This is a genomic window from Stenotrophomonas maltophilia group sp. Smal32 (assembly GCF_030237085.1).
GTDB lineage: Bacteria > Pseudomonadota > Gammaproteobacteria > Xanthomonadales > Xanthomonadaceae > Stenotrophomonas > Stenotrophomonas maltophilia_Q.
The window spans coordinates 1-25,686 of record NZ_JASJSI010000025.1 but is presented as its reverse complement, the minus strand read 5'-3'; the positions used below and the strand labels follow the sequence as shown (position 1 = coordinate 25,686).

The 25,686-nt window shown below is 67.6% G+C and carries 26 protein-coding genes and 2 riboswitches; of the genes, 13 read left to right on the top strand and 13 right to left on the bottom strand.

Features of this window, described 5'->3' with window-relative positions:
* Positions 1-15 precede the first annotated feature (15 nt).
* The 3 genes from QRO91_RS08490 to QRO91_RS08480 all read left to right on the top strand — a co-directional run bounded on the left by QRO91_RS08490 (position 16) and on the right by QRO91_RS08480 (position 2,072).
* Positions 16-354 carry a DUF6616 family protein gene (locus QRO91_RS08490; protein ID WP_100443701.1) on the top strand — a complete coding sequence of 113 codons (339 nt, stop codon included), beginning with the start codon at positions 16-18 and terminating at the stop codon, positions 352-354.
* A 90-nt stretch (positions 355-444) separates the two neighbouring features.
* Positions 445-702, top strand: a complete 258-nt coding sequence (locus QRO91_RS08485) for a hypothetical protein (RefSeq protein WP_049426991.1) — start codon at positions 445-447, stop codon at positions 700-702.
* A 296-nt stretch (positions 703-998) separates the two neighbouring features.
* The gene (locus QRO91_RS08480) at positions 999-2,072 is read left to right on the top strand and encodes a 3-deoxy-7-phosphoheptulonate synthase (RefSeq protein ID WP_049426992.1); all 1,074 of its coding nucleotides are present in this window, start codon (positions 999-1,001) and stop codon (positions 2,070-2,072) included.
* A gap of 211 nt (positions 2,073-2,283) precedes the next feature.
* On the opposite strand, the gene QRO91_RS08475 is transcribed toward QRO91_RS08480, so the two are convergent.
* Positions 2,284-2,901, bottom strand: a complete 618-nt coding sequence (locus QRO91_RS08475) for a trimeric intracellular cation channel family protein (RefSeq protein ID WP_197650833.1) — start codon at positions 2,899-2,901, stop codon at positions 2,284-2,286.
* An 84-nt stretch (positions 2,902-2,985) separates the two neighbouring features.
* Positions 2,986-3,089: riboswitch (glycine riboswitch) on the bottom strand.
* 13 nt (positions 3,090-3,102) lie between these two features.
* Positions 3,103-3,192, bottom strand: a riboswitch (glycine riboswitch).
* 40 nt (positions 3,193-3,232) lie between these two features.
* Here QRO91_RS08475 and QRO91_RS08470 point away from each other — a divergent pair.
* From QRO91_RS08470 to QRO91_RS08460, 3 genes are all read left to right on the top strand, one after another.
* Complete coding sequence (locus QRO91_RS08470) at positions 3,233-3,508, top strand: GIY-YIG nuclease family protein (protein WP_049426995.1); 276 nt, start codon at positions 3,233-3,235, stop codon at positions 3,506-3,508.
* Between the two features lie 147 nt (positions 3,509-3,655).
* A complete protein-coding gene (locus tag QRO91_RS08465; protein ID WP_049427681.1) occupies positions 3,656-4,087 on the top strand; it encodes a nuclear transport factor 2 family protein in 432 nt (143 codons plus the stop codon).
* A 3-nt stretch (positions 4,088-4,090) separates the two neighbouring features.
* Positions 4,091-4,546, top strand: coding sequence for a hypothetical protein (locus QRO91_RS08460; protein ID WP_049427680.1), 456 nt, complete (start codon positions 4,091-4,093; stop codon positions 4,544-4,546).
* A 128-nt stretch (positions 4,547-4,674) separates the two neighbouring features.
* Here QRO91_RS08460 and QRO91_RS08455 read toward each other — a convergent pair whose 3' ends face one another.
* Positions 4,675-5,955: an NAD(P)/FAD-dependent oxidoreductase gene (locus QRO91_RS08455; RefSeq protein ID WP_049427525.1), complete on the bottom strand. Its 1,281-nt coding sequence runs from the start codon at positions 5,953-5,955 to the stop codon at positions 4,675-4,677.
* Positions 5,956-6,078: 123 nt separating this feature from the next.
* Here QRO91_RS08455 and QRO91_RS08450 point away from each other — a divergent pair, with 123 nt between their 5' ends.
* Positions 6,079-6,858, top strand: a complete 780-nt coding sequence (locus tag QRO91_RS08450) for an NYN domain-containing protein (protein ID WP_010481148.1) — start codon at positions 6,079-6,081, stop codon at positions 6,856-6,858.
* Between the two features lie 34 nt (positions 6,859-6,892).
* On the opposite strand, the gene QRO91_RS08445 is transcribed toward QRO91_RS08450, so the two are convergent.
* Positions 6,893-7,084, bottom strand: coding sequence for a hypothetical protein (locus QRO91_RS08445; protein WP_152906551.1), 192 nt, complete (start codon positions 7,082-7,084; stop codon positions 6,893-6,895).
* 79 nt (positions 7,085-7,163) lie between these two features.
* Here QRO91_RS08445 and QRO91_RS08440 point away from each other — a divergent pair, with 79 nt between their 5' ends.
* Positions 7,164-7,784 carry a glutathione S-transferase family protein gene (locus QRO91_RS08440; protein WP_049427522.1) on the top strand — a complete coding sequence of 207 codons (621 nt, stop codon included), beginning with the start codon at positions 7,164-7,166 and terminating at the stop codon, positions 7,782-7,784.
* Positions 7,785-7,880: 96 nt separating this feature from the next.
* Here the strand turns inward: QRO91_RS08440 and QRO91_RS08435 are convergent, their stop codons facing one another.
* The gene (locus QRO91_RS08435; protein ID WP_049427526.1) at positions 7,881-10,058 is read right to left on the bottom strand and encodes a primosomal protein N'; all 2,178 of its coding nucleotides are present in this window, start codon (positions 10,056-10,058) and stop codon (positions 7,881-7,883) included.
* Positions 10,059-10,471: 413 nt separating this feature from the next.
* Between QRO91_RS08435 and QRO91_RS08430 the strand changes: the two genes are divergently transcribed.
* From QRO91_RS08430 to sppA, 4 genes are all read left to right on the top strand, one after another.
* Positions 10,472-11,476, top strand: coding sequence for a hypothetical protein (locus QRO91_RS08430; protein ID WP_049427521.1), 1,005 nt, complete (start codon positions 10,472-10,474; stop codon positions 11,474-11,476).
* The gene (locus tag QRO91_RS08425; protein WP_049427519.1) at positions 11,469-12,053 is read left to right on the top strand and encodes a DUF3106 domain-containing protein; all 585 of its coding nucleotides are present in this window, start codon (positions 11,469-11,471) and stop codon (positions 12,051-12,053) included. The genes QRO91_RS08430 and QRO91_RS08425 overlap by 8 nt, the downstream gene beginning before the upstream one ends.
* 296 nt (positions 12,054-12,349) lie before the next feature.
* Entirely contained in the window at positions 12,350-13,714 is a 1,365-nt protein-coding gene (locus QRO91_RS08420; RefSeq protein WP_014038646.1) for an MATE family efflux transporter, read from the top strand.
* A gap of 115 nt (positions 13,715-13,829) precedes the next feature.
* Positions 13,830-15,752, top strand: coding sequence for a signal peptide peptidase SppA (gene sppA / locus QRO91_RS08415; RefSeq protein WP_049427515.1), 1,923 nt, complete (start codon positions 13,830-13,832; stop codon positions 15,750-15,752).
* Positions 15,753-15,872: 120 nt separating this feature from the next.
* On the opposite strand, the gene QRO91_RS08410 is transcribed toward sppA, so the two are convergent.
* Complete coding sequence (locus QRO91_RS08410) at positions 15,873-16,085, bottom strand: hypothetical protein (protein WP_049427513.1); 213 nt, start codon at positions 16,083-16,085, stop codon at positions 15,873-15,875.
* A 111-nt stretch (positions 16,086-16,196) separates the two neighbouring features.
* Here QRO91_RS08410 and QRO91_RS08405 point away from each other — a divergent pair, with 111 nt between their 5' ends.
* A complete protein-coding gene (locus tag QRO91_RS08405) occupies positions 16,197-16,973 on the top strand; it encodes an SDR family oxidoreductase (RefSeq protein ID WP_019660789.1) in 777 nt (258 codons plus the stop codon).
* Between the two features lie 115 nt (positions 16,974-17,088).
* Here the strand turns inward: QRO91_RS08405 and QRO91_RS08400 are convergent, their stop codons facing one another.
* The 8 genes from QRO91_RS08400 to dprA form a co-directional block, all read right to left on the bottom strand.
* On the bottom strand, positions 17,089-17,832 hold the full coding sequence (locus tag QRO91_RS08400) for a hypothetical protein (protein ID WP_100443700.1): 744 nt from the start codon (positions 17,830-17,832) through the stop codon (positions 17,089-17,091).
* 35 nt (positions 17,833-17,867) lie between these two features.
* Positions 17,868-18,557: a DUF4124 domain-containing protein gene (locus tag QRO91_RS08395; protein ID WP_049428924.1), complete on the bottom strand. Its 690-nt coding sequence runs from the start codon at positions 18,555-18,557 to the stop codon at positions 17,868-17,870.
* A 43-nt stretch (positions 18,558-18,600) separates the two neighbouring features.
* Positions 18,601-19,191 carry a Sua5/YciO/YrdC/YwlC family protein gene (locus tag QRO91_RS08390; protein ID WP_080354994.1) on the bottom strand — a complete coding sequence of 197 codons (591 nt, stop codon included), beginning with the start codon at positions 19,189-19,191 and terminating at the stop codon, positions 18,601-18,603.
* A gap of 94 nt (positions 19,192-19,285) precedes the next feature.
* The gene (locus tag QRO91_RS08385) at positions 19,286-21,766 is read right to left on the bottom strand and encodes a DNA topoisomerase I (protein ID WP_197620484.1); all 2,481 of its coding nucleotides are present in this window, start codon (positions 21,764-21,766) and stop codon (positions 19,286-19,288) included.
* 193 nt (positions 21,767-21,959) lie between these two features.
* Positions 21,960-22,892, bottom strand: coding sequence for an RDD family protein (locus QRO91_RS08380; RefSeq protein ID WP_049428925.1), 933 nt, complete (start codon positions 22,890-22,892; stop codon positions 21,960-21,962).
* A gap of 49 nt (positions 22,893-22,941) precedes the next feature.
* Entirely contained in the window at positions 22,942-23,700 is a 759-nt protein-coding gene (locus tag QRO91_RS08375) for a pilin (RefSeq protein WP_049428926.1), read from the bottom strand.
* Positions 23,701-23,739: 39 nt separating this feature from the next.
* Positions 23,740-24,213, bottom strand: coding sequence for a DUF494 family protein (locus tag QRO91_RS08370; RefSeq protein ID WP_005411195.1), 474 nt, complete (start codon positions 24,211-24,213; stop codon positions 23,740-23,742).
* A gap of 43 nt (positions 24,214-24,256) precedes the next feature.
* A complete protein-coding gene (gene dprA, locus QRO91_RS08365) occupies positions 24,257-25,384 on the bottom strand; it encodes a DNA-processing protein DprA (protein ID WP_049428927.1) in 1,128 nt (375 codons plus the stop codon).
* Positions 25,385-25,686: the final 302 nt, after the last annotated feature.

Below are 25,686 nucleotides of genomic sequence, written 5' to 3'. Positions count from 1 at the left end.
TCAAGGAAGAACCCCATGTCCCACATCTTCATCGAGCTCTACACAGCCACCCCTGCCTGGACTGCGCTCCCGCCTGACCAGCGCACCGCCTTCTTCGCCCGCATCGGCGCCGGCATGCAACAGTTCGATCCGGCCCGCATCACGCCGGTGGCGATGGGCCGCGTGGCCGCGGATGCAGCGCACGGCGGCAGCGAGCAGTTCCATGCTGTCTGGAGATGTGCGAGCCGGGAAGACGCCGATGCCCTGGTGGAAGGCATTGCCGCCACCGGTTGGCATCAGTACTTCGCCACCACCAATGTCGTCGGCGCGGACGATGGGATGGGGCAGCACCTGGCCGATCTGGCTGCCTTGTAGCGGCTCCTTCGGACGCGCATGGCACATGCGCCTGTCACCCGGACGCGGTAAACAGTGCACTGCCCCTGTCCATCCGCACGGAAGTCGATCATGCAGAGCACGCTCCAGGTAACGCTGTACGGCCCGCTTGGCGACACCCCGGCGCTGCAGCTGCCGCAGGTGGAAGGGCCGTCGGTGGCGATCCCGGAACCGCTCCTGCGGCGGCTGGTATCCGACCTTTACACCGCCCGTTCCCTGCTCAATCCCGAGCAGCTGGATGAGGCCCGGCAGGAACTGGGGCGCGTGCTGGAGCGCTGGGCCGACATCCATGAAGGCCTGCTGCTGGACGTGGAAGTGCATGGCAGATGAGCGACTTCGCGTGCCTGGCGCCGCATGGATGGCCCAGGTGCGCGACTCGCTGAACCGCGCCCCCAGTTGCGGATGAAACATTTTGCACTGCGCAGAAGCTGTGCTATCAATAGAACCCATGAACGCAGCCCCCACCAGCTTTTACTGGTATTACTTTCCGAAGCCACTGGCGGAGGAAGGACTGCGCTCACCCTGAAGAAAGCTTCAGACGCATTCCCGAAAGCCGCCAGCGAACCTGGCGGCTTTTTTCATGCCGCCACGCTGGGGACCCCCAACGTTCCGGAGACCTCCCCCCAATGCCCCCGCACACCGACGACCTGCGTATCCGCACCATCGAACCGCTGACACCGCCTGCCCAGCTGCTGGCGATGCTGCCGTGTGACGATGAAGCCTCCGACACCGTCAGCGCCTCGCGCGCGGCCCTGCACCAGATCCTGCATGGCCGTGACGACCGCCTGGCGGTGGTGGTCGGCCCGTGCTCGATCCACGACCCGCACGCCGCCATCGAATACGCCCAGCGCCTGAAGCCGCTGCGTGACGCACTGGCCGGCGAGCTGGAAATCGTCATGCGCGTGTACTTCGAGAAGCCGCGTACCACGGTGGGCTGGAAGGGCTTGATCAACGATCCGGACCTGGATGGCAGCTTCAGGATCGACAAGGGCCTGCGCATCGCCCGTGGCCTGCTGCGCGACATCAACAAGCTGGGCCTGCCGGCCGGCGTCGAGTTCCTCGACGTGATCTCGCCGCAGTACATTGCCGATCTGGTGGCCTGGGGTGCCATTGGTGCGCGCACCACCGAAAGCCAGGTGCACCGCGAACTGGCCTCGGGACTGTCGTGCCCGGTCGGCTTCAAGAACGGCACCGATGGCAACGTGAAGATCGCCGCCGACGCGGTGGGTGCTGCTTCGAATCCGCATCATTTCCTGTCGGTGACCAAGCAGGGCGGCACCGCCATTGTTTCGACCACCGGCAACCCGGATTGCCATGTGATCCTGCGCGGCGGCAAGCAGCCGAACTACGATGCGGCCAGCGTGGGCGAGGCCTGCCAGGCGCTGGCCAAGGCCAAGCTGCCGACGCGCCTGATGATCGACGCCAGTCATGCCAACAGCCTGAAGAACCCCGAGAACCAGCCGAAGGTGATCGAAGACATCGCCGTTCAGTTGGAAGACGGCGAACAGCGCATCGTCGGTGTGATGATCGAGAGCCATCTGGTCGGTGGCCGCCAGGAACTGGTGGAAGGCCAGCCGCTGGTCTACGGGCAGAGCATCACCGATGGCTGCATCGACTGGGACACCACCGTGACGGTGCTGGAGCGACTGGCTGCGGCCGTGCGCGCCCGTCGTGAAGTGAAGGTGTCCGAAGCCGCCTGATGGAAGCCGCCTGAGTGCGGCATGTGTGTGGATGGCGGCCAGCGCCTGCGGGGGTGCGGCCGCGATCAGGGTCGGTCGGAGTTGGAGGCCGACCCGTCCGCACCGGCGATGCGCCTGGCGCTGCGTATGTGCGACAGCGCCAGGTACATCGCCGGGGTGGTGCAGGCTTTGACTGGTAGCGCCGGGCCATGCCCGGCGAACACGCCATCGTTCAATGCACCTCGTCGTGATACACGAACTTCGGCATTTCCCAGCGGTAGTGGATCGCCAACAGGCGCAGCGCAAACCCGCCACCGAGGCAACACAGGATCGCGGTGGCGTCGGCCACGCCCCAGTGCAGCAGCAACAGATACGCCGCGCCGGTCAGCAGCGCGATGATCGCGTACAGCTCCTTCTGGAAGATCAGCGGTACTTCGTTGCAGAGGATGTCGCGCAGCACGCCGCCGAACGCACCGGTCAGCATGCCGGCGATCAGCACGATCGGCATCGCATGGCCCGCTTCGCGTGCGATCGAGCAGCCGATCAGGGTGAAGGCGATGAGGCCCAAGCCATCGAGCACGAGGAAGGTACGGCGGAAGTGGTGCATCCAGCGCGCCACCCATGTGGCGATCAGCGCCGCGCACATGGTGAAGCCCAGGTACTCGGGGTGCTTCACCCAGCCCAGCGGGTAGTGGCCGAGCAGGATGTCGCGCAGCGAACCGCCACCGAGTGCGGTGACGCAGGCGATCATGACCACGCCGAACAGGTCCATGCGGCGGCGGCCGGCGGACAGCGCGCCGGTCATGGCTTCGGCGGAAATGGCGATCAGGTAGATGATGGACAGCAGCATGGGACAGGCTCCGGGCGCGGTGGGGCCGGCCATGCGCCTATACCGCCACTGCCTGCGCAATGACGGGATGACGATGACCGGTGCCGCTCCCGCTGTCCTTTTGCCTGAGAGTTCAGCGGCATGGGCCGCGTGCCCCTTCGGCGGATCGTCCCGGGCGTGCCCGGTGACCTCTCTCCAGCTCGGCGAGTCGAATGCATGGTTGGTGGGATTCCAGCCCACCGGCCTGAGCGATCATGGGAGCCTGCGCCTTCGGCGGGCGCCAGCGCGGCGCCTCTCTCCTGCATTCGGCCGCCAGTATATCCGCTGCAGTGCAGCACGGCATAATCCAGGCATGGCCCCGTCCCTCCGCCCGTGGTTCCTGTACCTGCTCGAATGCCGGGATGGCAGCTATTACGCAGGTATCAGCACCGACGTTGACGCGCGTTTCGCCGCCCACCAGGCCGGCAAGGGCGCGCGCTACACCCGGGCCCGGCCGCCACTGCGCGTGCTGGCCGTACGCGAATACCCGGACCGTTCCGCCGCCTCGCGCGCCGAGTGGCAGCTCAAGCAGCAGCCGCGCGAACGCAAGCTGGCCTGGCTGCAGGCGCCGGATCCCGCGCTTCTGTAGAGCCGAGCCCGTGCTCGGCTGTTGTTGCTGCTGCTGCCTGATGGTCAAGCCGAGCATGGGCTCGGCTCTACAGTAGATCCACGCCACGCGTGGATGGGCTACCCGGCCCGTGCGATGATCGCCTCGCGCCCAGCGCTGGAGACCCGGATGTCCACGATCGCCCTGCTGTTCGCCCTTTCCGCAGCCATAAGCCCCGCCGCCGACCCGGCCACCATCGAGGCCATCGAAGCCACCTGCCATGACTACGTCGACGGCCAGCTGGAGGCGGACCCACAGCGCGTCGCACGGTCCCTGCACCCGGACCTGGCCAAGCGCGCGGTCCTCGGTGATACACCCGATGAGCGCCTTGGCCTGCGCCGGATGTCGAAGGAAGAGCTGGTCTCACTGACGAAGCAGGGCGCGCTGAAGACCCCGAAGGAGCAATGGGACCGCCGCTGCACGGTGCTGGATGTGACCGGCAGCGCCGCCTCGGTGCGGCTGGAAACACCGTGGTTCGTCGATTACTTCCACATGGGGCGCTTCGGGCAGCGCTGGGTCATCGTCAACGCACTGTGGTACCCGAAGCCGAAGGCGCAGTGACCGATGCGTGCCGCCGGCAAGGCATGGATCTCCGTCGTCGTGCTGGTCGCCGGCATCGCGCTGCTGCCTGGCCTGCTGTACCTGCTCGGGCTGACGCTGGTCGAAGGCCGGCCGCAGCCGGCAGACCGTGTGCCGAGTGGTGTGGCTGCGTGCACCAGTGAACCACGAACGGGATACCAGCCGATGAACCCGTGGCGTTTCATCGCCCAGTTCTTCGACAAGGACGTGATGAAGAAGAAGGTGCCTGAAGTGGAGCGGGAGGCCTTCTGGATTGCCCGACGCCACCTGTGGCGGCAACCGCAGCAAGACATGCTGCGCTGGCATCTCAGCAGCACCGCATTGACGATCTGGATCACCCGGCATTGGAGTACCGCGCAGATTGCCGACACCGCGAGAAAAGAGGATTTCTGCCGGGCATGGTCGAAACGGCGGGTGCCGGGCGGCCCGATGAGGAAGTAGAGCCACGCCATGCGTGGCTGAGCCCCATGCGGCCTGCACAGGCGCTCATCCACGCATGGCGTGGATCTACTGCAAGGGGTCAGAGCCCTTTCCTGCGGAAAGGGATCCGACCCCTGTTGCGTGCAGCCCTACCGCTTCGGCCGCCGGTCGTCGCGGTCATCACCGAAGATGATGCGTGCGCTGCGCTGGTAGCTCCAGTACGCCACCGCCCAGTTCAGCAGCACCACGATGCGGTTGCGGAAGCCGATCAGGAAGAACACGTGCGCGGCCAGCCAGAACCACCAAGCCAGCACACCAGATAACTGCAGCCGGCCCAGGTGCACGATCGCGGCCATGCGGCCGATCGTGGCGAGGTTGCCGTAGTCGGCGTACTTGAACGGACCGGGTTCGGGCTTGCCGTGCAGGCGCGCGCGGATCACCTCGGCCACGTACTTGCCCATCTGCTTGGCCGCGGGCGCCACACCGGGCACCGGCTTGCCATTGGCCTGGTTCAGCGCGGCCAGGTCGCCGGCCACGAACAGCTCCGGGTGACCGGGCAGGGTCAGGTCCGGTTGCACCTGCACGCGTCCGGCGCGGTCCAGCGGCACGTCCAGCGTGCGCGCCAGCGGTGAAGCGGCCACGCCGGCGGCCCACACCACGGTGCGTGCCGGCACGAACTGATCGCCGAGCTTGAAACCCTGGCTGTCGATGTCGCTCACCGGGGTACCCGTCAGCACTTCCACGCCGAGCTTTTCCAGCTGCCGGCGCGCCTTCAGCGAAAGGACTTCCGGGAACGAGGACAGCACGCGCGGACCGGCCTCGACCAGCCGCACCTTGGCGCTGGCCGGGTCGATGTGGCGGAATTCATTACGCAGCGTGTGGCGCGCGATTTCGGCCAGCGTGCCGGCCAGCTCGACGCCGGTAGGGCCGCCGCCGACGATGGCGAAACTCAGCCACGCCGCTTTCTTTGCCGGGTCCGGTTCGGCCTCGGCGCGTTCGAAGGCCAGCAGCAGCTTGCGGCGAAGTGCGATGGCATCGTCCAGCGTCTTCAGGCCGGGCGCATCATCGGCCCATTGGTCGTTGCCGAAGTAGGCGTGGGTGGCGCCGGTGGCCAGCAGCAGGCTGTCGTAGTCCAGCGCGCTGCCATCGGCCATGCGGATCTGCCGGGCCTGCTTGTCGATGACCACCACTTCGCCCAGGCGGACTTCCACATTGCGCTGGTGGCCGAGGATGTGGCGCAGCGGTGCGGCGATATCCGGCGCGGACAGGCCCGCGGTGGCCACCTGGTACAACAGCGGCTGGAACAGATGATGGTTGCGGCGGTCGACCAGGGTGATACGCATGCGCTCGCGGGCCAGGGCACGGGTGGCCCAGAGACCGGCAAAACCGCCGCCGACAACGACCAGGTGGGGAACGCGCTCGCGACTCATCGACTCACTCCAGTGGGGGCATTGGGGGAAGCGCCTGGCATCTTCGCACGGCGACCGCCTGTCACGTCAGCGCCCGCGTGGATCGGCGATACTCGGGTTCAGGCAACCGCCCGCGAGGAGTCCATGAGCGAACCGGAAAAGCGCATCGCCCTGTTGATCGACGCCGACAACGCGCCGGCCTCGAAGATCGACGAAGTGCTGGCCGAAGTGGCCCGCTACGGCGTGGCCAACGTGCGCCGCGCCTACGGCAACTGGAAGAGCCCGCGATTGAAGGGCTGGGAAGCCGTGCTGCACGAATACGCGATCCGCCCGATCCAGCAGTTCGCCTACAGCAAGGGCAAGAACGCCTCGGACATGGCGATGGTGATCGATGCCATGGACCTGCTGTACGCGCGCAATCTGGACGGCTTCGCCATCGTGTCCAGCGATGCCGACTTCACCCCGATGGTGATGCGCCTGCTGACCGATGGCGTGAAGGTGTATGGCTTCGGCGAGAAGAAGACGCCGGAGCCCTTCGTCAATGCGTGCTCGAAATTCACCTATCTGGAAGCGCTGGGCCAGACCCATGCCAGCGTGCCGGATACCGAACAGGCGTCCAGCGAACAGGCATCGAATGAGCCGGTGGCCAACGACGATGCCCGGCCGCGCAAGAGTGGTGCGGAAATGCGCAGCGACACGCGGCTGGTGAAGATGCTGCGTCGCGCGGTGTCCTCGGCCGAGGGTGAGGATGGCTGGTCGCACCTGGGACCGGTCGGCAGCCAGATCGGCAACCAGGCCTCGTTCGACCCGCGGAACTACGGCTACGGCAAGCTCAGCGATCTGCTGGCGGCGATCGGCCTGTTCGAGCTGAAGAAGGACGGCAAGTCGTCCTACGTGCGCGCGCTGCCAAAAAAGAACCGGTAGTGCCGGCCACTGGCCGGCACATCACCCAAACGGGTCAGATCACCCGTGCTTCCGAATTCGCATAGCCGTCGGCGAACCCGGCGGCGAAATCCTCAACGCCGTTGAAGGCCAGCAGCAACAGGCCCGCACACAGCAGCAGATTGCGATTGGAGCGGCGGTAGCCCAGCACCAGCATCCCCAGCCCTGCTGCCAGCAGAACGTAGTTCAAAGCATCCCATGCAGTCACGTCGTCTCTCCCTGTGGATGGGCGTATCGTAGCGTTTCCGCGCCACCGTGGCGCACCGCTGCAGGCAAGGAAATCCGCAATGTTGAAGATCTGGGGCCGCCGCAATTCCAGCAACGTCCGCAAAGTACTGTGGTGTGCCGAGGAGATCGGTCTGCCGTATGAATCCATCGAAGTCGGTGGCAGCCATGGCGGCACGCAGACGCCGGAATACCAGGCGATGAATCCCAATGGCCTGGTACCGGTGATCGAAGACCACGGCCTGCCGCTGTGGGAATCGAACGCCATCGTGCGCTATCTGAGCGCACGCTACGCATTGGGCACGCTGTACGCCGAAGACCCGATGGAGCGCGCCCAGGCCGAGAAGTGGATGGACTGGAGCACCTCGCGGATGGCGCCGCTGTACAGCGACCTGATCTGGGGCATCATGCGCACCGCCCCGGCCGACCGCGACGAAGCGCGGATCAGCGCGGCCATCGTCCGTGCCGGTGACTACCTGGCGATGGCCGATGCCACCCTGGCCAGGCAGCCGTGGCTGTCGGGCGAAAAATTCGCGATGGGTGACATCCCGCTGGGCTCGCTGATCTACGCCTGGTTCGAACTGCCGATCCAGCGCCCGGAGCTTCCGCACCTGGCCGAATGGTACGCCCGCCTTCGCCAGCGTCCCGCCTACCAGCGCGGCGTGATGTCGCCGCTGACCTAAGCGAGAGCGTTCGGGGTCAGAGCCCTTTTCTGCGAAAAGGGATCCGACCCCAATACCGCGGGGTCGGATCCCACCCGACGGGTGGGCTCTGACCCCTCAATACAGATCCGTCGGATCCACATCCAGCGACCAGCGCACCTTGCGTGCTTCCGGCAGCGCGTACAGCTGTGGCACCAGCTGCCCGAGCACGCCGTGCAGTGGCGGCCGGTGCACGGCAGACAGCAGCAGCTGCGTGCGCTGGTAGCCGGCGCGCCGCGGCATTGGCGCCGGCATCGGCCCATACGCCTCCACCACGTTCTGCTCGCCCAGCAGCTGTCGCGCTGCCAGCAGGAACGCATTGGCATGCTCCACCTGCTGCGCTTCGGCGCGCATCAGCGCCAGATGCGCGAAGGGGGGGAATCCGGCGGCCTGGCGCTGGTTCAATTCGGCCTGTGCGAACGGGTGGTAGCCACCGCTGACCAGCGTTTCCAGCAGTGGATGCCCGGGGTGATGGGTCTGCAGCCAGACCTCGCCGGGATCACGTGCACGACCCGCACGGCCCGCCACCTGGATCAGCTGCTGCGCCAGTTTCTCGCTGGCGCGGAAGTCGGCCGAGAACAGGCCTTCATCAATGCCGACCACCACCACCAGGGTCAGCTTGGGCAGGTCGTGGCCCTTGGCCAGGATCTGCGTGCCGACCAGGATGCCGGGCTGGTCGCCCAGTTTCGCCAGCTGTTGTTCCAGTGCATCGCGGCGTGACGTGGTGCCGCGGTCGATGCGCACAACCGGAAAATCGGCGAAGGCGGCGGTGAGATGCTCTTCCAGGCGCTCGGTGCCGATGCCCTGCGGTTGCAGCGCCAGGCTCCCGCACGCGGGGCATGCCAGCGGTGCCGGTTGCCGCGCGCCACAGTGATGGCACTGCAGGCGACGGCCGCCGCCATGCACGGTCATCGGCGCATCGCAGCGGTTGCACGGTGCGGTCCAGCCGCAGTCGTGGCACAGCAGCACCGGTGCGTAGCCACGGCGGTTCTTGAACACCAGCACCTGCTGGCCGCGCTGCAGGTGCTCACTGATGCCGGCCAGCACATCGGCCGACAGGCCATCGTGCAGCGGCCGCTTGCGCACGTCGAGGATGCGCACGCGCGGTGGCCGCGCATCACCGGCACGCTGCTTCAGGCGCAGGTGGGTGTAGCGCCCGGCATAGGCGTTGTGCAGCGTTTCCAATGAAGGCGTAGCGCTGCCCAGCAGCACCGGGATGCCCAGCGCCTTGGCCCGCACCAGGGCGAAATCGCGTGCGTGGTAGCGGATGCCATCCTGCTGCTTGTAGCTGCCGTCATGTTCCTCGTCGACGATCAGCAGGCCGGCCTGCGGCAGTGGCGTGAACACCGCCGAGCGGGTGCCGACGATGACCCGCGCTTCGCCGCGGGAGGCCGCTGCCCAGACGCGCGCGCGCTCGTTGTCGTTCAATCCCGAGTGCAGGGCATGCACGGCGATGCCGAGGCGGCCGCGGAAGCGTGCCAGGGTCTGCGGGGTGAGGCCGATTTCCGGCACCAGCACCAGCGCCTGCCTGCCTTGCGCCAGGCAGTGGATGATGGCCTGCAGGTAGACCTCGGTCTTGCCGCTGCCGGTTACGCCATCCAGGAGGAACGGTTGGAAGCCCTCGACTGCGTTGATTGCCGCCACGGCCTCGGCCTGGTCCGGGTTGAGGGTGGGGCCGGGCAGTGGCTGCGCGTGCTGCGGCGCCACGCTCAGCGCTACGCGCTCGGCCAGTTCCCGCTTGGCGAGGCTGCGCGCGGCGGTGCGCCAGTCGTCCATGCGTTCTCCCAGCACGTCTTCATCGACGATGGCGTCGGCCAGCAGTTCGGCCAGTTGCCGGGGGCGGCTGCCGGCACGCAGTTTTTCGCGCTGGGCGCGGCCTTCGGCGGTCAGCTGCCAGCCCCAGTGGTGGGTGTCGGGCAGGGCGTCGCCATGGCGCAGCGGGCCCGGCAGGGCGGTGCTCAGCACCTCGCCCAGCGGCGCATGGGTGTAGCGCGCCAGCCACTGCAGGCTCTGCCACAACTCGCCCTGCAGCAGCGGTTGCGGGTCGCACCACGCCAGGGCCTGGCGTAGTCCCTGGCCGTCATCGGTCTGGCCGTGGCCGACCACCACGCCGACCAGCTCGCGGTTGCCGAACGGCACCTTCAGGCGGCAGCCGACCGCGACCGTGGGCCCATCGCCCTCCGGCGACAGGTAGTCGAACAGGCGTGGCAGCGGGACGGGCAGGGCGACCTGCAGGGTCGGAATGGGTGAAAGCATCGGGTCAGTGTAACGGGCCATGCGCGCGCGAATGGCAGGGGGCGGAGGCGGCCGGGGAGCCCCCGTTGAATCATAAATGTCACCTAAATATCGGTGTCCATTGGAGATTCAGTCTTATCCACATGTTCTGTGGATAACGTTGTGCGTTACCGGTCGACGGGAACGCAGGAGGCCGATGGCGACGAGCTCACGCTTGGGTTGGTCAAAAAATCGCCACACTTCAAAGTCATTCAAAATCAACAACTTGAGTGTGAAACATTGCTGAAACAGAGTGAATTCAGCTGGATGCCGCAGTTCTCCCCGAGGCGGGCGTGGTGCTGTGCACAACCTGCAGCACGAAGTGCCTTTGGGCGCAAGTCCTACGGGTGCCGAGGGGCTGCCGCTATCATGCTGGCAGACCTTTGGAGTGACCGATGACGGCTGTGCCCGCCCCTGTTTCCTCGACCGCGGCCGGCGCGCTGTCGGCGTTCCTGCGCGGCGTCGAGCGCCGCGCCCTGGTGGTGGCTGAGCTGCAGTGCGGCGACGCCGCGCGTGCCGAGCAGACCCTGGTGGCGGTGATGCGCGCCTTTGCCGCGGTGGCCAGCGACCTGCCGATGGCGCAGTGGCCGACCCGCTTCTGGACCCTGCTGGGCCAGCGCCAGGCGCTGCGCGAGCCGGTGGGCGGCCAGTGGTTGCCGCCGTTGGCTGCGCTGGGCGAGATGGCGCCGCTGTCACGCTTGGCGCTCCTTCTGCGGGTGGGCGGCAGTCTGGACGAGGGCATCGCCATGCGCGTGCTCGATCAGGACGAAGCGGGCTACCAGCACCTGCTGGCCGATGCCTGCCCCCGCGATGCACATGGCCAGCCCGATGCGTCGGCCTGGCGCCAGCTGGCCGAACAGGTGCAGCTGCGCATCCGCGACCTGCCGGCCAAGCGCCTGCAGCAGCTGCAGCAGCCAGCTGCACCAGCCGCCAGCAATGAAGCTCCCTCGACCAGTTGGCGCGCACCGCAGCGCGATGATCGTGCGGCCGCCCAGGGCAAGCGGCGGCGGCCCAATGCCAGGCCGCGCTGGCGCGGTCCGGTGATCCTGCTGGTGACGGTGGCGGTGCTGTTGGCCGCGGCGCTGGGCTGGCGCTACTGGCAAGTACATTCATCCGGTAGCGATGCTCCTCTGCCGGAAGGCGTCGTGGGTGAAGCTGGCCCGGTCACGGTGGAAGCGCTTCCGCCGAGCAAGGTCAACGCTACGCCGGATGCGACCCCGGCCCAGGCCTCCGACGACGCCACGATGCTGGCTGATCGCGACTATCCGCTGGTGGCTGATGCCGATCTGTATGCCTGGACCGCCGCGGGCGGCCCGTTGCCGGTGGATGAATCGCAATCCAGACCGAGCCGGCCGGAGCCGGCCAGCGCCACGCTGGAAACCGCTGCTGCCGATGAATAAGACCGTATTCGCCAGCCTGCTGCTGGCCCTGCCGCTGTCGCTGTCCGCTGCGCCGCAGACCTTGAACGTCCCATTGCCGCCGCCGGTGCCGGCCACCTCATCTGCCGCGCCAGCGCCGGCAGCTGCACCTGCTGCGCCCGCATCGTTTGCCCAGCTCGATGCTCCGCAGCAGCGTCAGCGCCGAGCCGACTACGCGGCCTGGCGCGCCCTGCCGGAGAGCGAGCGGGAGCGCATCCGGCAGGCTGCGGCGCGGTTCAACGCGCTGCCGGCGGACCAGCAGCAGCGTCTGCGCCAGCAGTTCCAGGCGCAGGACCAGGCCTTCCGTGAAGGCTGGCGGCTGGGCCCGCAGCTGGGACTGGAGTTCCCCAAGCTGCATGGCCTGTTCGGCTTCGTGCCACCGGAACAGCGCGAGGCCGCGCTGGCCGTGCTGCGCCAGCTCAGCCCGGCGCAGCTGGCCCAGCTGACCTTGGTCGCGCAGCGCACGCCACCGCAGGAACGCGACACGGTGCGTGGCGCGTTCCTCGCCGTGCCCGCCGCCGAGCGCGACACCTGGCTCAAGCGCCAGGCCGGCCAGTAAACCCGAAGGCGTAGCGTCGACGGGTAACCTCGACAGGGTAGAGGTCGACTGTCAGTCGACTATCGCGCGCAGCGCGGGGTTTTCGCGGTCCTGTATGAAGAGCAGTCGACTGACAGTCGACTCTACAGGGGGGCGTCTTTTCCGGTAACGCGATCGCAACGCGTGATGCCGGGGCCTGCCGGAACCCGGCATTCACGCCATGTCATGGGAATGCGCGCGTTGCGCGCGTAAGATGACCGGCCGCAACCCGGTGCCTGTGCCCTTCGCGCGCAACCGTAGTTCGCGTCAAGCACCTTATGTCTACTGCAACCTCCACGCCGCGCTTCAGCAAGGAAGTCGGCGCCACCGGTCTGCTCGCCCTGCCGCTTGTGCTCGGGCATGTGTCCACCGGCCTGATCTCCTTCGTCGACAACGTGATTGCCGGCCACCACGCCACCGCGACCCTGGCTGCGGTGACCATCGGCACGGCGCTGCTGTGGCTGCCGATGCTGATCCCGATCGGCACCCTGATCTCGCTTACCGCATCGGTGTCGCAGCTGCATGGCGCCGGCCGCGAGCGCGAGATCGGCCCGCTGTTCCGCCAGGCACTGTGGCTGGCGCTGGGCCTGGGCCTGATCATGTTCACCTTCCTCACCGTGGTGCCACCGCTGCTGCCGGCGTTCGGCATCGCGCCGGACATCGTGCCGGGTGCCACCGCGTTCCTGCATGCGGTGCGCTGGGGTGGTCCGGCGCTGACCCTGTACTTCTGCATGCGCTACCTCAGCGAGGGCATGCACTGGACGCTGCCGACCATGCTGCTCGGCTTCGGCGGCCTGCTGGTGCTGGCGCCGATGGGCTACGTGCTGGCCAACGGCAAGCTCGGCTTCCCGGAAATGGGCGCGGAGGGCCTCGGCATCGCCTCGGCGGTGATGATGTGGCTGCAGGCGATCGCGTTCGCCACCTACCTGTGGTTCACCAAGCGCTTCGCCCACCTGCAGCTGTTCTCGCACTTCGAGGGGCCGCGCTGGAAGGCGATCTGGGAATTGCTGCGCACCGGCCTGCCGATCGGCATCACCGTGCTGATGGAAGGCGGCCTGTTCATCGTCACCGCGCTGCTCATCGGCCGCCTCGGTGCCAATGAAGCGGCCGCGCACCAGATTGCGATCAACGTGGCGCAGCTGTGCTTCATGATCCCGATGGGCGTGGCCGAGGCCACCACCGTGCGCGTCGGCCATGCGGTCGGCCGCGGCGATGGCTTTGGTGTGCGCCGCGCGGCGTGGGCCGGTTACGCGATCATCATGGGCACGCAGACGCTGTCGGCGGCGGTGCTGCTGTTCGGCCACGACGCCATCGTCGGTGTCTACACCAACGACCTGGCGGTGGCCGGCCTGGCCTCGACGCTGCTGCTGTACGCGGCTACCTTCCAGTTCCCGGATGGCATCCAGGTGCTGTCGGCCGGTGCGCTGCGTGGCCTGAAGGACACCCGCGTGCCGATGTTCATCGCCATGTTCGCGTACTGGGGCCTGGGCATGCCGCTCGGCGCCGGGCTCGGCCTGGGCCTGGGCATGGGCCCGCAGGGCATGTGGATCGGCCTGATCGTCGGCCTGACCGCCGCCGCCATCCTGATGGGCTGGCGCCTGCGCCGCAGCAGCCTGCGCATCGGCCAGTCGATGCTGTCCTGATCCTCCCGCCTGCCATGCCGACCCATGGCGGGCGATCCCCTGACTTGTGTCCGATGCCGCATCACGCGGCACCGGCTATGCTGGTACCACGGCAAGAAGCCATCCGGAGCGCTCCATGAATCAACCCGTGCCCCCACTGCCCCCGGCGCGTCGCAATCCCGTCGCCAGTTTCTTCATCGGGCTGTGGGACGTCATGAACTTCACCCGCCGGTTGATTCTCAACCTGGTGTTCTTCGGCCTGCTGTTCCTGCTGCTGGTGATGTTCGTCATCGCCGCCGGCATGGGCGCCGGTGCCAGCAAATCGCTGCAGGACCGCACCACCCTGGTGATCGCGCCGGAAGGCCGCCTGGTCGAGCAGTTCAGCGCTGATCCGGTCAGCCGTGCGCTGGCCAAGGCGGTGGGCGACAACGGCGCCGAAGAGATCCAGCTGCGCGACCTGTTGCGGGTGATCGAGTCGGCCAAGGAAGACAAGAAGATCGAGCGCGTGGTGCTGGAGCTGGACAAGCTGCAGCCGTCGGGCTTCGCCTCGCTGCGTGAAGTGGCCGCGGCGCTGCAGGACCTTCGTGCGTCCGGCAAGCAGCTGGTGGCCTACAGCGAGAGCATGGGCCAGTCGCAGTACCTGCTGGCCGCACAGGCCGACGAGGTCTACCTGGACCCGATGGGGTCGGTGGTGCTCGAGGGCCTGGGCCGCTACCGCCAGTACTTCCGCACCGGCCTGCAGGACAAGCTGGGCGTGGACGTGCACCTGTTCAAGGTGGGCGAGTACAAGTCCGCCGCCGAGCCGTACGTGCTTGATGCGGCGTCGCCGGCTTCGAAGGAAGCCGACCTGTTCTGGATGAACGATGTGTGGCAGCGCTACCTGGCCGACATCGCCAAGGCACGCCGCCTGGATCCGGCACAGCTGGCCGCCGGCATCGACACGCTGCCGGAAGGCATCGCCGCCGCCGGTGGCGACCTGGCCAAGTTCGCCCTGCAGCAGAAGCTGGTGACCGCACTGAAGACCCGCGAGGAATTCGAGGATCTGATGATCGAGCGCGGGGTGGCCGACGACGATGCCGACGGCGGTTTCCGCAACGTCGACTTCGGTCGTTACCTGGCCCTGCTCGACGCGCGCCGCAACCCGGTGGACTCGCGTCCGCAGGTGGCGGTGGTGGTGGCCGAAGGCGAGATCAGCGGCGGTGACCTGCCGGCCGGCCGCATCGGTGGCGAATCGACTTCGGCGCTGCTGCGTGCCGCGCGTGACGACGAGAACGTGAAGGCCGTGGTGCTGCGCGTGGATTCGCCGGGCGGTGAAGTGTTCGCCTCCGAGCAGATCCGCCGCGAAGTGGTGGCGCTGCAGGCCGCCGGCAAGCCGGTGGTGGTGTCGATGGGTGACCTGGCCGCTTCCGGTGGCTACTGGATCAGCATGAACGCCGATCGCATCTACGCCGATCCGTCGACCATCACCGGTTCGATCGGCATCTTCGGCATGGTGCCGAACTTCAGCCGCGCGCTGGACAAGATTGGCGTGCATACCGACGGCGTGGGCACCACCCGCTTCGCCGGTGCCTTCGACGTCACCCGACCGATGGACCCGGCCGTGGGCCAGGTCATCCAGACGGTGATCAACAAGGGCTATGCCGACTTCACCGGTCGCGTCGCCGATGCCCGCAAGAAGCCGGTCGAGGCGGTCGATGAAGTGGCCCGTGGCCGCGTGTGGAGCGGTGCGCAGGCCAAGGAACGTGGCCTGGTCGACGCCTTCGGTGGCCTGAAGGACGCCGTGGCCGATGCCGCCAGCCGTGCCAAGCTGGGCAAGGCCGATGCCTACCGCGTGCGCTACATCGAGAAGGCGGCGACGCCGTTCGCGCAGTTCGTCAGCGGTTTCGCCGGCAGCCGCGCCGGTGCCTGGATGCTGTCCGACTCGGGCATGGCGAGGATGATGCTGGCGCGCACGATGCCGGAAGTGGACACCCAGTTGCGCTTCGTCGAGAACGCGGCCCGCGAGAAGGGCAATGGCGCGCCGGTGAAGGCGCTGGCGTATTGCTTCTGCGGGTTCTGATCGGAAAGCATCCACGCATGGCGTGGATCTCTTGGAAACGCCCGGCTTCGGCCGGGCGTTTTCGTTCATGGGGTCGGATCCCTTTGCTCAGAAAAGGGCTCTGACCCCACAAGCGACCCGTCATTGCGTCGCGTCGGCTTCGGCCTTGCGCTCGCGTGCAGCGGCCTCTTCCACGGCCTTCCGTGCGACCTTCGCACGGTCCAGCGGCTCCTGCATCGCGCGCGACATCGCCTTGGGCACCGGTGGCTTCTCCGGGTTCGGCGTCGGCGGCCGCTGGCAGGCCACCAGCAGCACGCTGGCCAGCAGGGACGAGGACAGGGTCAGGATGCGCATGGCGGCTCTCCGCGGTGGGCGTAGGTGCAGTGTCGCATCCCCGGCAGGGGGCCACCGTGAGCGCGTATCCTTGCCGCATCGAAATGCAGCGGGCGCGGCCCCGGAGGACACATGACCCAGCAACGGTGGCGCCTGGACGGCCAGACGGCCCTGATTACCGGCGCCAGCGCCGGTATCGGCCTGGCCATCGCGCATGAACTGGCCGGCTTCGGCGCTGACCTGATGATCGTCGGGCGCGACATCGACATGCTGGAGACCGCGCGCGACGAGCTGCTGGACGTGTATCCGCAGATGCAGGTGCACGCGCTGGCCGCCGATGTCTCCGACGACGAAGACCGCCGCCAGATCCTGGACTGGGTGGAAGACCACAGCGATGGCCTGCACATCCTGGTCAACAACGCCGGTGGCAACGTCACCAAGGCGGCCACGGAGTATTCCGAGGACGAATGGCGGAAGATCTTCGAGACCAACCTGTTCTCGGCGTTCGAGCTGTCGCGCTACGCGCATCCACTGCTGGCTCGCCACGCATCTTCGTCGATCGTCAACGTCGGCAGCGTGTCCGGCCTGACCCACGTGCGCAGCGGCGTGGTCTACGGCATGACCAAGGCCGCGATGCACCAGATGACCCGCAACCTGGCCGTCGAGTGGGCCGAGGATGGCATCCGGGTCAATGCCGTGGCGCCGTGGTACATCCGCACGCGGCGGACCTCCGGTCCGTTGTCGGACCCGGATTACTACGAGGAAGTGATCAACCGCACGCCGATGCGCCGCATTGGCGAGCCGGAGGAAGTGGCCGCGGCCGTGGGCTTCCTGTGCCTGCCGGCCGCCAGCTATGTCACTGGTGAGTGCATCGCGGTGGATGGCGGTTTCCTGCGTTACGGGTTCTGATCGCTCTGCTGTAGAGCCGAGCCCATGCTCGGCTGCATTCCGCCAACGGCAGCCGAGCATGGCTCGGCTCTACAACAGATCCACCCCTTGGGCTGGTGCGGCCATGCCGCCGCTGTCACCCCGGTACCGGGCAGGTACTGGCCTCCAGCACGCCCTGCAGCCGCTCGCGTTCTCCGCGCGCGGTTTCGCGGTTCTCCGGCGCGGCGAAGCGCTCACGGCCGCGGGCATCGCGGAAGCGCTGCTGCCAGCTGCCGCATCGCTGTGCTTCGGGCAGTTCCTCGCAACGGTCGCGCACGACTTCGCAGCCGGCCGCGTTCATCGGCGTGACCCCGCCCAGGCCCTGCACCGTCATCGGTTCGCAGCGGCCGGGTGATGCCTCGTACTCGTGCAGATAGCTACCACCCTGTCCGTCGGTGCACTGGAAGATCGGGGGAAGTGGTGGCTTCGGTGGTCCGTTGCCTGCTTCGGCACGAGCGTCGGCATCACGGCGCAGGGTCGCACTGTCGAGAATCTGGTTGCCACCTTCGCGTTCAACCATTCCCGCTTCCATGATGGTGCGCCCTTCGTCCGCGCGCCTTGGTGCCGCTGCGGCCGCAGGCACTGCTTCGGGCCTGGTCGGAGCCGCGGCGGGCGTCCTGGTGACAACAGGTGCTGGTGCCTGGGGCGCGGCGACCACCGCCGGCTGTGCACTGGCCGGCTCGGGCACGCGCAGCACCTGCTGCTTGGTTCCGGACGGGCAGGGCGTACGTTGCAGGGTCGGTATGTCGCTGTTGCTGGACGTGCAGCGGTACACCACGCCGGCTTCGGCCAGTGCCGTGCCGGGCAACAACGCCAGGGCCAGCCAGATCAGTCTGTTCATGCCTACAGCGTACAGGCTGCGATGCCGGGCTGCGCTCAGCGCTGGCAGTCGCGTGACAGGCGCGCGTCGATGCCACGCTGCTCGTTGCTGATGGCGGTGCGCTCGCTCTGCAGTGCGCTGTTGTAGCGACGATCCAGTTCCCAGCGGCGGTCGCGCAGGCGTGCGCAGACCTCCTGCGGCGGCAGCGCGTGGCAACTGTCGCGCACCAGCACGCTGCCGGCCGGGACCTGCACGCCCACGCCGACTGCCGGCGGCCGGTAACCTGCACCCTCGCCGACGGGCGAACCGATCGGTGTGCCGATGGCCGGGCGCGGACCCGGGTAGGCCGGGCCCCGATGCCCGTGTGGCAGCCAGACGCTGGTCCACAACGGCACCCATCGCGGATTGCCCTCGTTGCTGTCGCTGGTATAGCGCTGGCCGTCGTCGCGCACGCATTCGTACAGCGGCTGCGGCGGTTGGATGTAGACGTGGCGGACCTCGCGGTCACGCATCACCGGAGCTTCGTCCGGCGGTGCGGGCGAAGCATCGCTGCGAACCACCCGCGGCGCTGGATCGCGCGGGCGCTGCAGGTCGCGGACTTCCTGGCGGCCGCTGTTGCAGGGCGTGTCCTGCAGGGCCACCGCACCGTTGCTGGCGACGCAGCGGTAAACGCGCACATCCTCGGCCGCCGGTGCCATCGATGGCAGCAGCAGGCACAGTCCCAGGGCGGTGCGCAGCAGGTTCATGAAGGCAGGGTGCGTGATTGTCCGGGGCAGCGCAATTGGCCGATCAGGAGCGCAGCACGTTGCCGCTGAGCGCGTCGCGGATCGGGGTGGGCTGGGCCAGGCCACCGGTTTCGCCATCGAGGATGCCGTCGAGCAGGCGCAGCAGGCGTGGATCCAGTTCTTCGCGGCGGCGCGCTGGGGGCTCGCCGGCCAGGTTGGCGCTGGTGGAGACCAGCGGGCCTCCCCAGGCACGGCAGAGTTCGGCCACCAGCGGGTGGGCGCTGATGCGTACGGCGATGCCGCTGTGCTCTCCGGTGACCCACGGCTGGGCACGGGGTCCGGCCGGCAGGATCCAGGTGTTGGCGCCGGGCCAGCTGGCCAGTACTGCGCGTTGGCGTGCATCCGGCAGCGCCTGCAGGCGCACCCAGCCTTCCAGCTGAGGCAGTTCGGCGGCAACGAGGATCATGCCCTTCTCGATCGGTCGCTGTTTCAACCGCAGCACCGTGTGCACTGCCGCTTCGTGCGAAGGGTCACAGCCCAGGCCCCAGACCGCTTCGGTCGGGTAGGCGATCACGCCGCCCGCGCGGAGCGTGGCGACAGCAGAGTCCAGCGTGAGTTCTTTCATGGCGGCGACCGGCCCGGCGTGGGCCTTCATTATCCCCCTGCAGCGTGCAGAGGGGGTGGAACCTGCAACCCGGGTGGGTGCGGACCGTTGGCCCGCACTCGCCTCATCCACGCATGGCGTGGATTTACTTCTTGGCGGCCTTCTTGGCCGGTGCCTTCTTCGCGGCAGCCTTCTTCACCACCTTCTTCACCGCCTTCTTGGCCGGTGCCTTCTTGGCGGCAGCCTTCTTCGGCGCGGCTTCCTTCTTCACCGCGGCCTTCTTGGCCGGCGCCTTCTTCGCAGCGGCCTTCTTGGCACCGAAGCCCTTGCGCACCGGCTTGCCGGTTTCTTCCATCAGCTGCTGCACTTCAGCCAAGGTCAGCGAGGCCGGTTCGCGATCCTTGGGGATCTTGCCGTTCATCCTGCCGTCGCTGATGTACGGGCCGAAGCGGCCGTTCAGCACCTGGATGTCGCTGCCCTCGAACTCCTTGATGATCCGGTTGCGCGCGATCTCTTCCTTCTCTTCGATCAGGAACACGGCGCGGGCCAGGTCGATGGTGTACGGGTCGTCTTCCTTCTTCAGCGAGGCATAGGTACTGCCGCGCTTGGCGAACGGTCCGAAGCGGCCAATGCCGACGCTGACCGGCTCGCCCTTGTCCTCGCCCAGCGCGCGCGGCATCAGGAACAGTTCCAGCGCGTCTTCCAGCGAGATGGTGTGCATCGACTGACCGGGGCGCAGCGAAGCGAACTTCGGCTTCTCCTCGGCATCCTCGGCGGTGCTGCCGATGGCGGCATACGGCCCGAAGCGGCCCAGTCGCACGCTGACCGGCTTGCCGGTCTTGGGGTCGGTGCCGAGCTCGCGCGCGCCACTGGCCTCGGCGCGGTCGACCGATTCCTTCTTGTCTTCGACCAGTTCCTTGAACGGTTCCCAGAAGCGCGACATCAGCGGGATCCACTCTTCTTCGCCACGCGAGACGGCATCGAGCTCGTCTTCAAGCTTGGCGGTGAAGTCGTAATCCACGTACTGGGTGAAGTGGCTGGACAGGAACTTGGACACCGCACGGCCGACGTCGGACGGGCGGAAGCTGCGACCTTCCATCTCCACGTACTTGCGGAACAACAGGGTCTGGATGATCGAGGCGTAGGTCGAGGGACGGCCGATGCCGTACTCTTCCAGCGCCTTCACCAGCGCCGCTTCGGTGTAGCGCGGCGGCGGCTGGGTGAAATGCTGTTCGGCCTGGATGCGTTCCAGCGGGACGCGGTCGCCGGGCTTCATGGCCGGCAGCTTGCGGCCTTCGTCCTCGTCCTCGGCGCTCTTGTTGTCCTTGCCTTCCTCGTACACGGCCAGGAAGCCGGGCACGACCACGGTGGTGCCGCTGGCACGGAACACGTGCTCGTTGCCGGCCGACAGGTCGACGCTGACGGTGTTGAGCGTGGCCGGAATCATCTGGCAGGCCACTGCACGCTTCCAGATCAGTTCGTACAGGCGGCGCTCGTCGTCGGTGAGGAAGCGTGCGACCTGGGCCGGGGTGCGCAGGGCCGAGGTCGGGCGTACCGCTTCGTGCGCTTCCTGGGCGTTCTTCGACTTGGTCTGGTAGGTGTTGGGCTGGTCGGGCAGCGAGGCGATGCCGTAATCGCGGGCGATCACGTCGCGGATCTCGGCCAGCGCATCCTGCGACAGGTTCACCGAGTCGGTACGCATGTACGAGATCAGGCCGACGGTGCCTTCTTCGCCGATTGCTACGCCTTCATACAGCTTCTGCGCCACCTGCATGGTCTTGCGGGTGGTGAAGCCGAGCTTGCGCGAGGCTTCCTGCTGCAGGGTGGAGGTGGTGAACGGCGGCGCCGGGCGGCGCTTGCGCTCCTTGCTGGCCACGTCGGTGACGTGCAGCGAGCCCTGCGCGGCCTGCTGGATGCGCATGCGCGCCGCTTCAGCGGTGTCGCCATCGGTGATGGTGAACTGCTCGAACTTCTGCCCGTCCAGCTTGATCAGCTTGGCGTTGAAGTGCTGGCTGGGATGCGCGCACTCGGCGGCGATCGACCAGTATTCGCGGGCGATGAAGGCTTCGATCTCTTCCTCGCGCTCGACGATCATGCGCAGCGCCGGGCTCTGCACGCGGCCTGCGGACAGGCCGCGCTGGACCTTGCGCCACAGCACCGGCGACAGGTTGAAGCCGACCAGGTAGTCCAGCGCGCGGCGCGCCTGCTGGGCATCGACCAGGTCGCTGGCGATCGCGCGCGGCTGGCTGATGGCTTCCTTGATGGCGCGCGGGGTGATCTCGGTGAACACCACGCGCTGCATCGGCTTGTCCTTGACCAGCCCGCGTTCCTTCAGGATCTCGGCGATATGCCAGCTGATCGCCTCACCCTCGCGATCCGGGTCGGTCGCCAGCAGGATGTCGTCGGCGCCCTTGGCGGCCTTGGCGATCGCATCGACGTGCTTCTCGTTCTTGTCGATCACGTCGTAGTGCATGGCGAACCCGTTGTCCGGGTCGACCGCGCCTTCCTTCGGAATCAGGTCACGCACATGCCCATACGAGGCCAGGACGGTGTAGTCCTTGCCGAGGTATTTGTTGATCGTCTTGGCCTTGGCCGGCGATTCGACGATGAGCAGGTGCTTGGGCATGGCAGCAGGGTCTGTGGGGCGAACCGTGGGGAAGGGGCCGCTAGGGTGGAGCAAATGGCCGCATTAGTGAAGCGGCCACGCGCAAATCCATAAACTGAACGCCCGGTAATGTGCCGGGCGTTCAGGTTTCACCTTATTAGAGGAATCACGCCCGGCCAGCCCGTGTCAAGCAGCCAGGCGTGAGGATGGCCGTTCAGGAGGCCATCTTGGCGATGAAGCCGACCGCGAACACCAGCAGCGCCAGGCCCGCCAGCGACAGCAGGCCGGTCAACACCAGCACCAGCACGGTGACGGTGCCCAGCTCGCGGCGCTGCAAGTGGGGCTGGTCGGTGTAGGCCCAGCGGTCGACCACCAGGGTGTCGCAGATCATGTCGTGCAGGCCCTGCTTGCGCTCGGTGAAGGCCGCCATCAGGAAACCGATGCCGAGGGTGAAGCTGCTCAGCAGCATGGCCCAGTAACGACCGAACGCGCGGGCCTTGGTCAGGCGCTCGCCGTTGCCGCGCACGACCTTGATGCCCACCGCCATCTTGCCCAGCGTGGCGCCGCCCTTCGAGGCATGGAACCAGGTGTAGTACGCCATGCCGATGGCGAAGTTGATCAGTGCGCTGGCCAGCTGCGCCACGATCTCGATGGCCGACTCGTCACTGCCCACCGCACCCATGCCGGCGCCGAGGATCACCCCGAGAATGACGCCGATGATGCTGCCGGGGATGACCAGCACGAAGTAGTCGATCACGTAGGCTGCCACGCGCTTCCAGAAGCCCGCATAGACGACTTCGCCGCCGACCACCGGCTGCACATGGCCGCCGGCACCGAGCGCTGCCGGGGCGCTGTAGGGTGAGCTGCTGAGGGCACCGGTGCCGGGCAGCGGCGCGGTACCGTTGTCGATGGCCGCATAGTCGTTGCGCAGGTCGAAACCGCCACTGCCGGTGGCGGTACTTGCATCGGCCAGGGTCTGCAGCCCGAGCTCGTCGACCACCTGGCGCAGCGCCGCCCACTGGTCCATGCCTTCGCGCCAGACCAGGGTGTCCAGGTTCAACTGGCCGCGCTGGAAGCGCTGGCGGATTTCCTGCACCGGCAGCGGGCCCTGGCGCTGCTGTCCTTCGGCGTAATACCACTCAGTCATTGCGTGTTCCCTGTTGGATCGTCCATGGAGGTGCTGGCATGCGCGCGGCTCAGCCGCGGCACGACTGCGGCAGGTACTTGTCGTCGCTTTCGCCGCTACATGCCCAGCGGCCACTGTCACGGTCGTATTCCAGCCACAGCAGGTCGCCGTCGATGCCCTTGCCCGGTACCGCCAGCGTTGCTTCGATGCCGCAGTGGCCGTTGTTGAAGCGGCCGATGTTCACGGCCGACAGACCCACGTTGGCGAAGTCGCCCGGGGCCGGGAAGCCGGCGTCGTTGGCGCCCGGGCAGCGGCCTTCGTCATCGGCGAAATGCTGCACCTGGTCCTTCAGCGGCTGCAGCGCGGCCACGGCGCCAGCGACTTTGCTGCGCACGGTGTAGTCGTTGTAGGCCGGCAGTGCGATCGCGGCGAGGATGGCCAGGATCGGCACCAGCACCAGCAGCAGGCCACCACCGATGATGGCGGTCAGCGCACAGCCGGACAGCTTCTTTTTCGGTGCCGGCAGGACGGTGGCCGATGCACTGGTGGCGTAGGGCGTGGACGCCGGCAGTACCGGTGGCTGCGGCGGAGGCGGTGCGACGGGTTCCGGTTCCGGCTCGGGTTCGACCGGCGGTGCGGCGGCGTCCAGCGCCGGCACGATCAGGCCGAGTTCGTCCACGACGGTGCGCAACGGCTGCCATTGCGGCAGTCCGTCGCGCCAGACCAGGGTGTCCAGGGTGATCTGGTTGTTGCGGAACAACTCGACCAACTGTTCCGCCGGCAGCGGGCCTTGCTGCCGGTTGCCTTCTGCATGGAACCACTCGCTCACGGGGACGCTCCTGAATGCGCTATGCCCCCAAGTGTACGGTCAGTGCAGGGGTTCTGGCTCGTCCATGAACATCTGCGTCTCCATCCAGGCATAGGCCGCTTCGGAGCCAGGTTGGTTGAACAGCACCATCAGCACGACCCATTTCAGGTCGTCCAGGTCCAGTTCGTCCTGGTCCAGGGCCATCGCCCGGTCCAGCACCAGCTCGCGCTGGTCGGCGTCGAGGATGCCGTGCTGTTCCAGGTACAGCAGGAAGCCGCGGCATTCCACGTCCAGCTTGTCCAGCTCGGGGCCGTGGTAGACGCGCACGGGGCCATCGACCCGTGCCTGGGCCACGCTCGGCCGCTGCGCGGCCAGGGCGTCGAGCCAGTCGAACGCCTTGTTGATCTCGGTTGGGCTGAAACCGGCCTGGATCAGGCCGTTCTGGAGCGAATCGCGGTCACGGATCAGGTCCGCGTCTTCGCTGAAATAGTGTTCAAACAGGTACAGCAGTACGTCCAGGATGCTCTCTTTCATTGCCCCTCGGCCTGCGTCGCGCGACGCTGTGGAGGTGAAGAAACTAGGGAGTTCGACAGTAGCGGCCGTGTACGCACACCACGATTCCCGCCAGTTCCATGGCCAGCAGCATGGAGGACACCTGGGGCGCCGTCAATCCACAGCGCGTGATCAGTGAATCCATACTGGTTGGGTTGTGGTCCAGGGCCCGCCACAAGCGCTGGTAGTCAGGGTCGTCGGCCCAGCGCGCCGGCAGGAGCGCCGGCGGTCCCTGTTCAGTGGGGGCATCCAGACGTGATTGCAAGCCCGGCAGCTGCTGGCGAAGGGCAGGGGCCAGCAGTTCCAGCACTTCCTCGGGGCGCTCGACCAGTGCGGCGCCCTCGCGGATCAGCCGGTGGCAGCCCGCTGCGCGTGGGTTGAGTACCGAGCCGGGCAGGGCGCAGACCTCGCGGCCGGCCTCGGCAGCCAGCCGTGCGGTGATCAGGGCGCCGGAGCGTTGCGCGGCCTCGACCACCACCGTCGCCAGCGCCAGCCCGGCCACCAGCCGGTTGCGCGCGGGGAAGTGGCCCGGGCGTGCCGGTGTGCCCGGCAGGTACTCGCTCAGCACCGCGCCCTCGGCGGCGATCCGCCCCTGCAACCGTTGGTGGCTGTCCGGATAGGCCCGATCAGGGCCGGTCCCGATCACCGCTACGGTGCAGCCGCCTGCCTCCAGCGTGGCCAGGTGGGCGGCGGCGTCGATGCCGGTCGCCAGGCCACTGGTTACGGCCAGTCCGGCCTCGACGAAGCAGCTGGCAAAGCGCGCGGCCAGCGCGCGTCCTCCCGGGGTTGGCGAGCGGCTGCCGACCAGCGCCACCGAGGGGCGCCAGGCCACGCTTGGATCGCCCGCCACGAACAGCGCCAGCGGCGGGTTCGGGACGTCCAGCAGGGGCGGCGGAAAGGCCGCGTCGGCAAAGGACAGCAGATGGTGGTCGTCGTCTTCCAGCCAGTGCCGTGCCGCGGTCCAGGCGCGGGCGTCGGGGCGTTCCAGTGCAGCGCACTGCTCTGGCGTGCAACCGTGTGCGCGCCAGTTCGCGGCGCCCTGCGCGATCGCAATCTCTGCGTTGCCCGCGGCCTGCAGCAGGGCCCGCCGTGGCGCCAGCGCGCCGCCTGCCATCACCAGGCGCAGCAGCGCCTCATCCATCTGTCTGGTCATTCCCCCACTATCGGCCGGATACAACGAAGGCGCCCTAGGGCGCCTTCGCATGTGACCGTCAGGGTTTGCCGGAGACCGCCCCTGTAGAGTCGACTGTCAGTCGACTATCGCGCGCAGCGCGGGGGTTTCCGGGGGGGGGGGGGGTTAAAACCATGCCCAAAACACTCCACACTAAAAATTCCCCTTAAAAAAGTGGAATTTACTTCGCGTCCGGGTGGTGGGGGTTTAACCCCACGCGCCCCGGGGTCACCCCGGGCATCACCCGCGCGTCCCTCTCGTTGTCGAACGGTCGGAAAACCATG

What these genes read in the sequence shown, in the direction of transcription:
- QRO91_RS08425 (WP_049427519.1), top strand. Translation starts at nt 11,469, where the DNA reads ATGAATAAGACCGTATTCGCCAGCCTGCTGCTGGCCCTGCCGCTGTCG.
- QRO91_RS08405 (WP_019660789.1), top strand. Translation starts at nt 16,197, where the DNA reads ATGACCCAGCAACGGTGGCGCCTGGACGGCCAGACGGCCCTGATTACC.
- QRO91_RS08480 (WP_049426992.1), top strand. Translation starts at nt 999, where the DNA reads ATGCCCCCGCACACCGACGACCTGCGTATCCGCACCATCGAACCGCTG.
- QRO91_RS08435 (WP_049427526.1), bottom strand. Translation starts at nt 10,058, where the DNA reads ATGCTTTCACCCATTCCGACCCTGCAGGTCGCCCTGCCCGTCCCGCTG.
- QRO91_RS08470 (WP_049426995.1), top strand. Translation starts at nt 3,233, where the DNA reads ATGGCCCCGTCCCTCCGCCCGTGGTTCCTGTACCTGCTCGAATGCCGG.
- sppA (WP_049427515.1), top strand. Translation starts at nt 13,830, where the DNA reads ATGAATCAACCCGTGCCCCCACTGCCCCCGGCGCGTCGCAATCCCGTC.
- QRO91_RS08395 (WP_049428924.1), bottom strand. Translation starts at nt 18,557, where the DNA reads ATGAACCTGCTGCGCACCGCCCTGGGACTGTGCCTGCTGCTGCCATCG.
- QRO91_RS08485 (WP_049426991.1), top strand. Translation starts at nt 445, where the DNA reads ATGCAGAGCACGCTCCAGGTAACGCTGTACGGCCCGCTTGGCGACACC.
- QRO91_RS08420 (WP_014038646.1), top strand. Translation starts at nt 12,350, where the DNA reads ATGTCTACTGCAACCTCCACGCCGCGCTTCAGCAAGGAAGTCGGCGCC.
- QRO91_RS08450 (WP_010481148.1), top strand. Translation starts at nt 6,079, where the DNA reads ATGAGCGAACCGGAAAAGCGCATCGCCCTGTTGATCGACGCCGACAAC.
- dprA (WP_049428927.1), bottom strand. Translation starts at nt 25,384, where the DNA reads ATGACCAGACAGATGGATGAGGCGCTGCTGCGCCTGGTGATGGCAGGC.
- QRO91_RS08400 (WP_100443700.1), bottom strand. Translation starts at nt 17,832, where the DNA reads ATGAACAGACTGATCTGGCTGGCCCTGGCGTTGTTGCCCGGCACGGCA.
- QRO91_RS08455 (WP_049427525.1), bottom strand. Translation starts at nt 5,955, where the DNA reads ATGAGTCGCGAGCGCGTTCCCCACCTGGTCGTTGTCGGCGGCGGTTTT.
- QRO91_RS08380 (WP_049428925.1), bottom strand. Translation starts at nt 22,892, where the DNA reads ATGACTGAGTGGTATTACGCCGAAGGACAGCAGCGCCAGGGCCCGCTG.
- QRO91_RS08385 (WP_197620484.1), bottom strand. Translation starts at nt 21,766, where the DNA reads ATGCCCAAGCACCTGCTCATCGTCGAATCGCCGGCCAAGGCCAAGACG.
- QRO91_RS08440 (WP_049427522.1), top strand. Translation starts at nt 7,164, where the DNA reads ATGTTGAAGATCTGGGGCCGCCGCAATTCCAGCAACGTCCGCAAAGTA.
- QRO91_RS08390 (WP_080354994.1), bottom strand. Translation starts at nt 19,191, where the DNA reads ATGAAGGCCCACGCCGGGCCGGTCGCCGCCATGAAAGAACTCACGCTG.
- QRO91_RS08465 (WP_049427681.1), top strand. Translation starts at nt 3,656, where the DNA reads ATGTCCACGATCGCCCTGCTGTTCGCCCTTTCCGCAGCCATAAGCCCC.
- QRO91_RS08430 (WP_049427521.1), top strand. Translation starts at nt 10,472, where the DNA reads ATGACGGCTGTGCCCGCCCCTGTTTCCTCGACCGCGGCCGGCGCGCTG.
- QRO91_RS08490 (WP_100443701.1), top strand. Translation starts at nt 16, where the DNA reads ATGTCCCACATCTTCATCGAGCTCTACACAGCCACCCCTGCCTGGACT.
- QRO91_RS08410 (WP_049427513.1), bottom strand. Translation starts at nt 16,085, where the DNA reads ATGCGCATCCTGACCCTGTCCTCGTCCCTGCTGGCCAGCGTGCTGCTG.
- QRO91_RS08370 (WP_005411195.1), bottom strand. Translation starts at nt 24,213, where the DNA reads ATGAAAGAGAGCATCCTGGACGTACTGCTGTACCTGTTTGAACACTAT.
- QRO91_RS08460 (WP_049427680.1), top strand. Translation starts at nt 4,091, where the DNA reads ATGCGTGCCGCCGGCAAGGCATGGATCTCCGTCGTCGTGCTGGTCGCC.
- QRO91_RS08475 (WP_197650833.1), bottom strand. Translation starts at nt 2,901, where the DNA reads ATGCTGCTGTCCATCATCTACCTGATCGCCATTTCCGCCGAAGCCATG.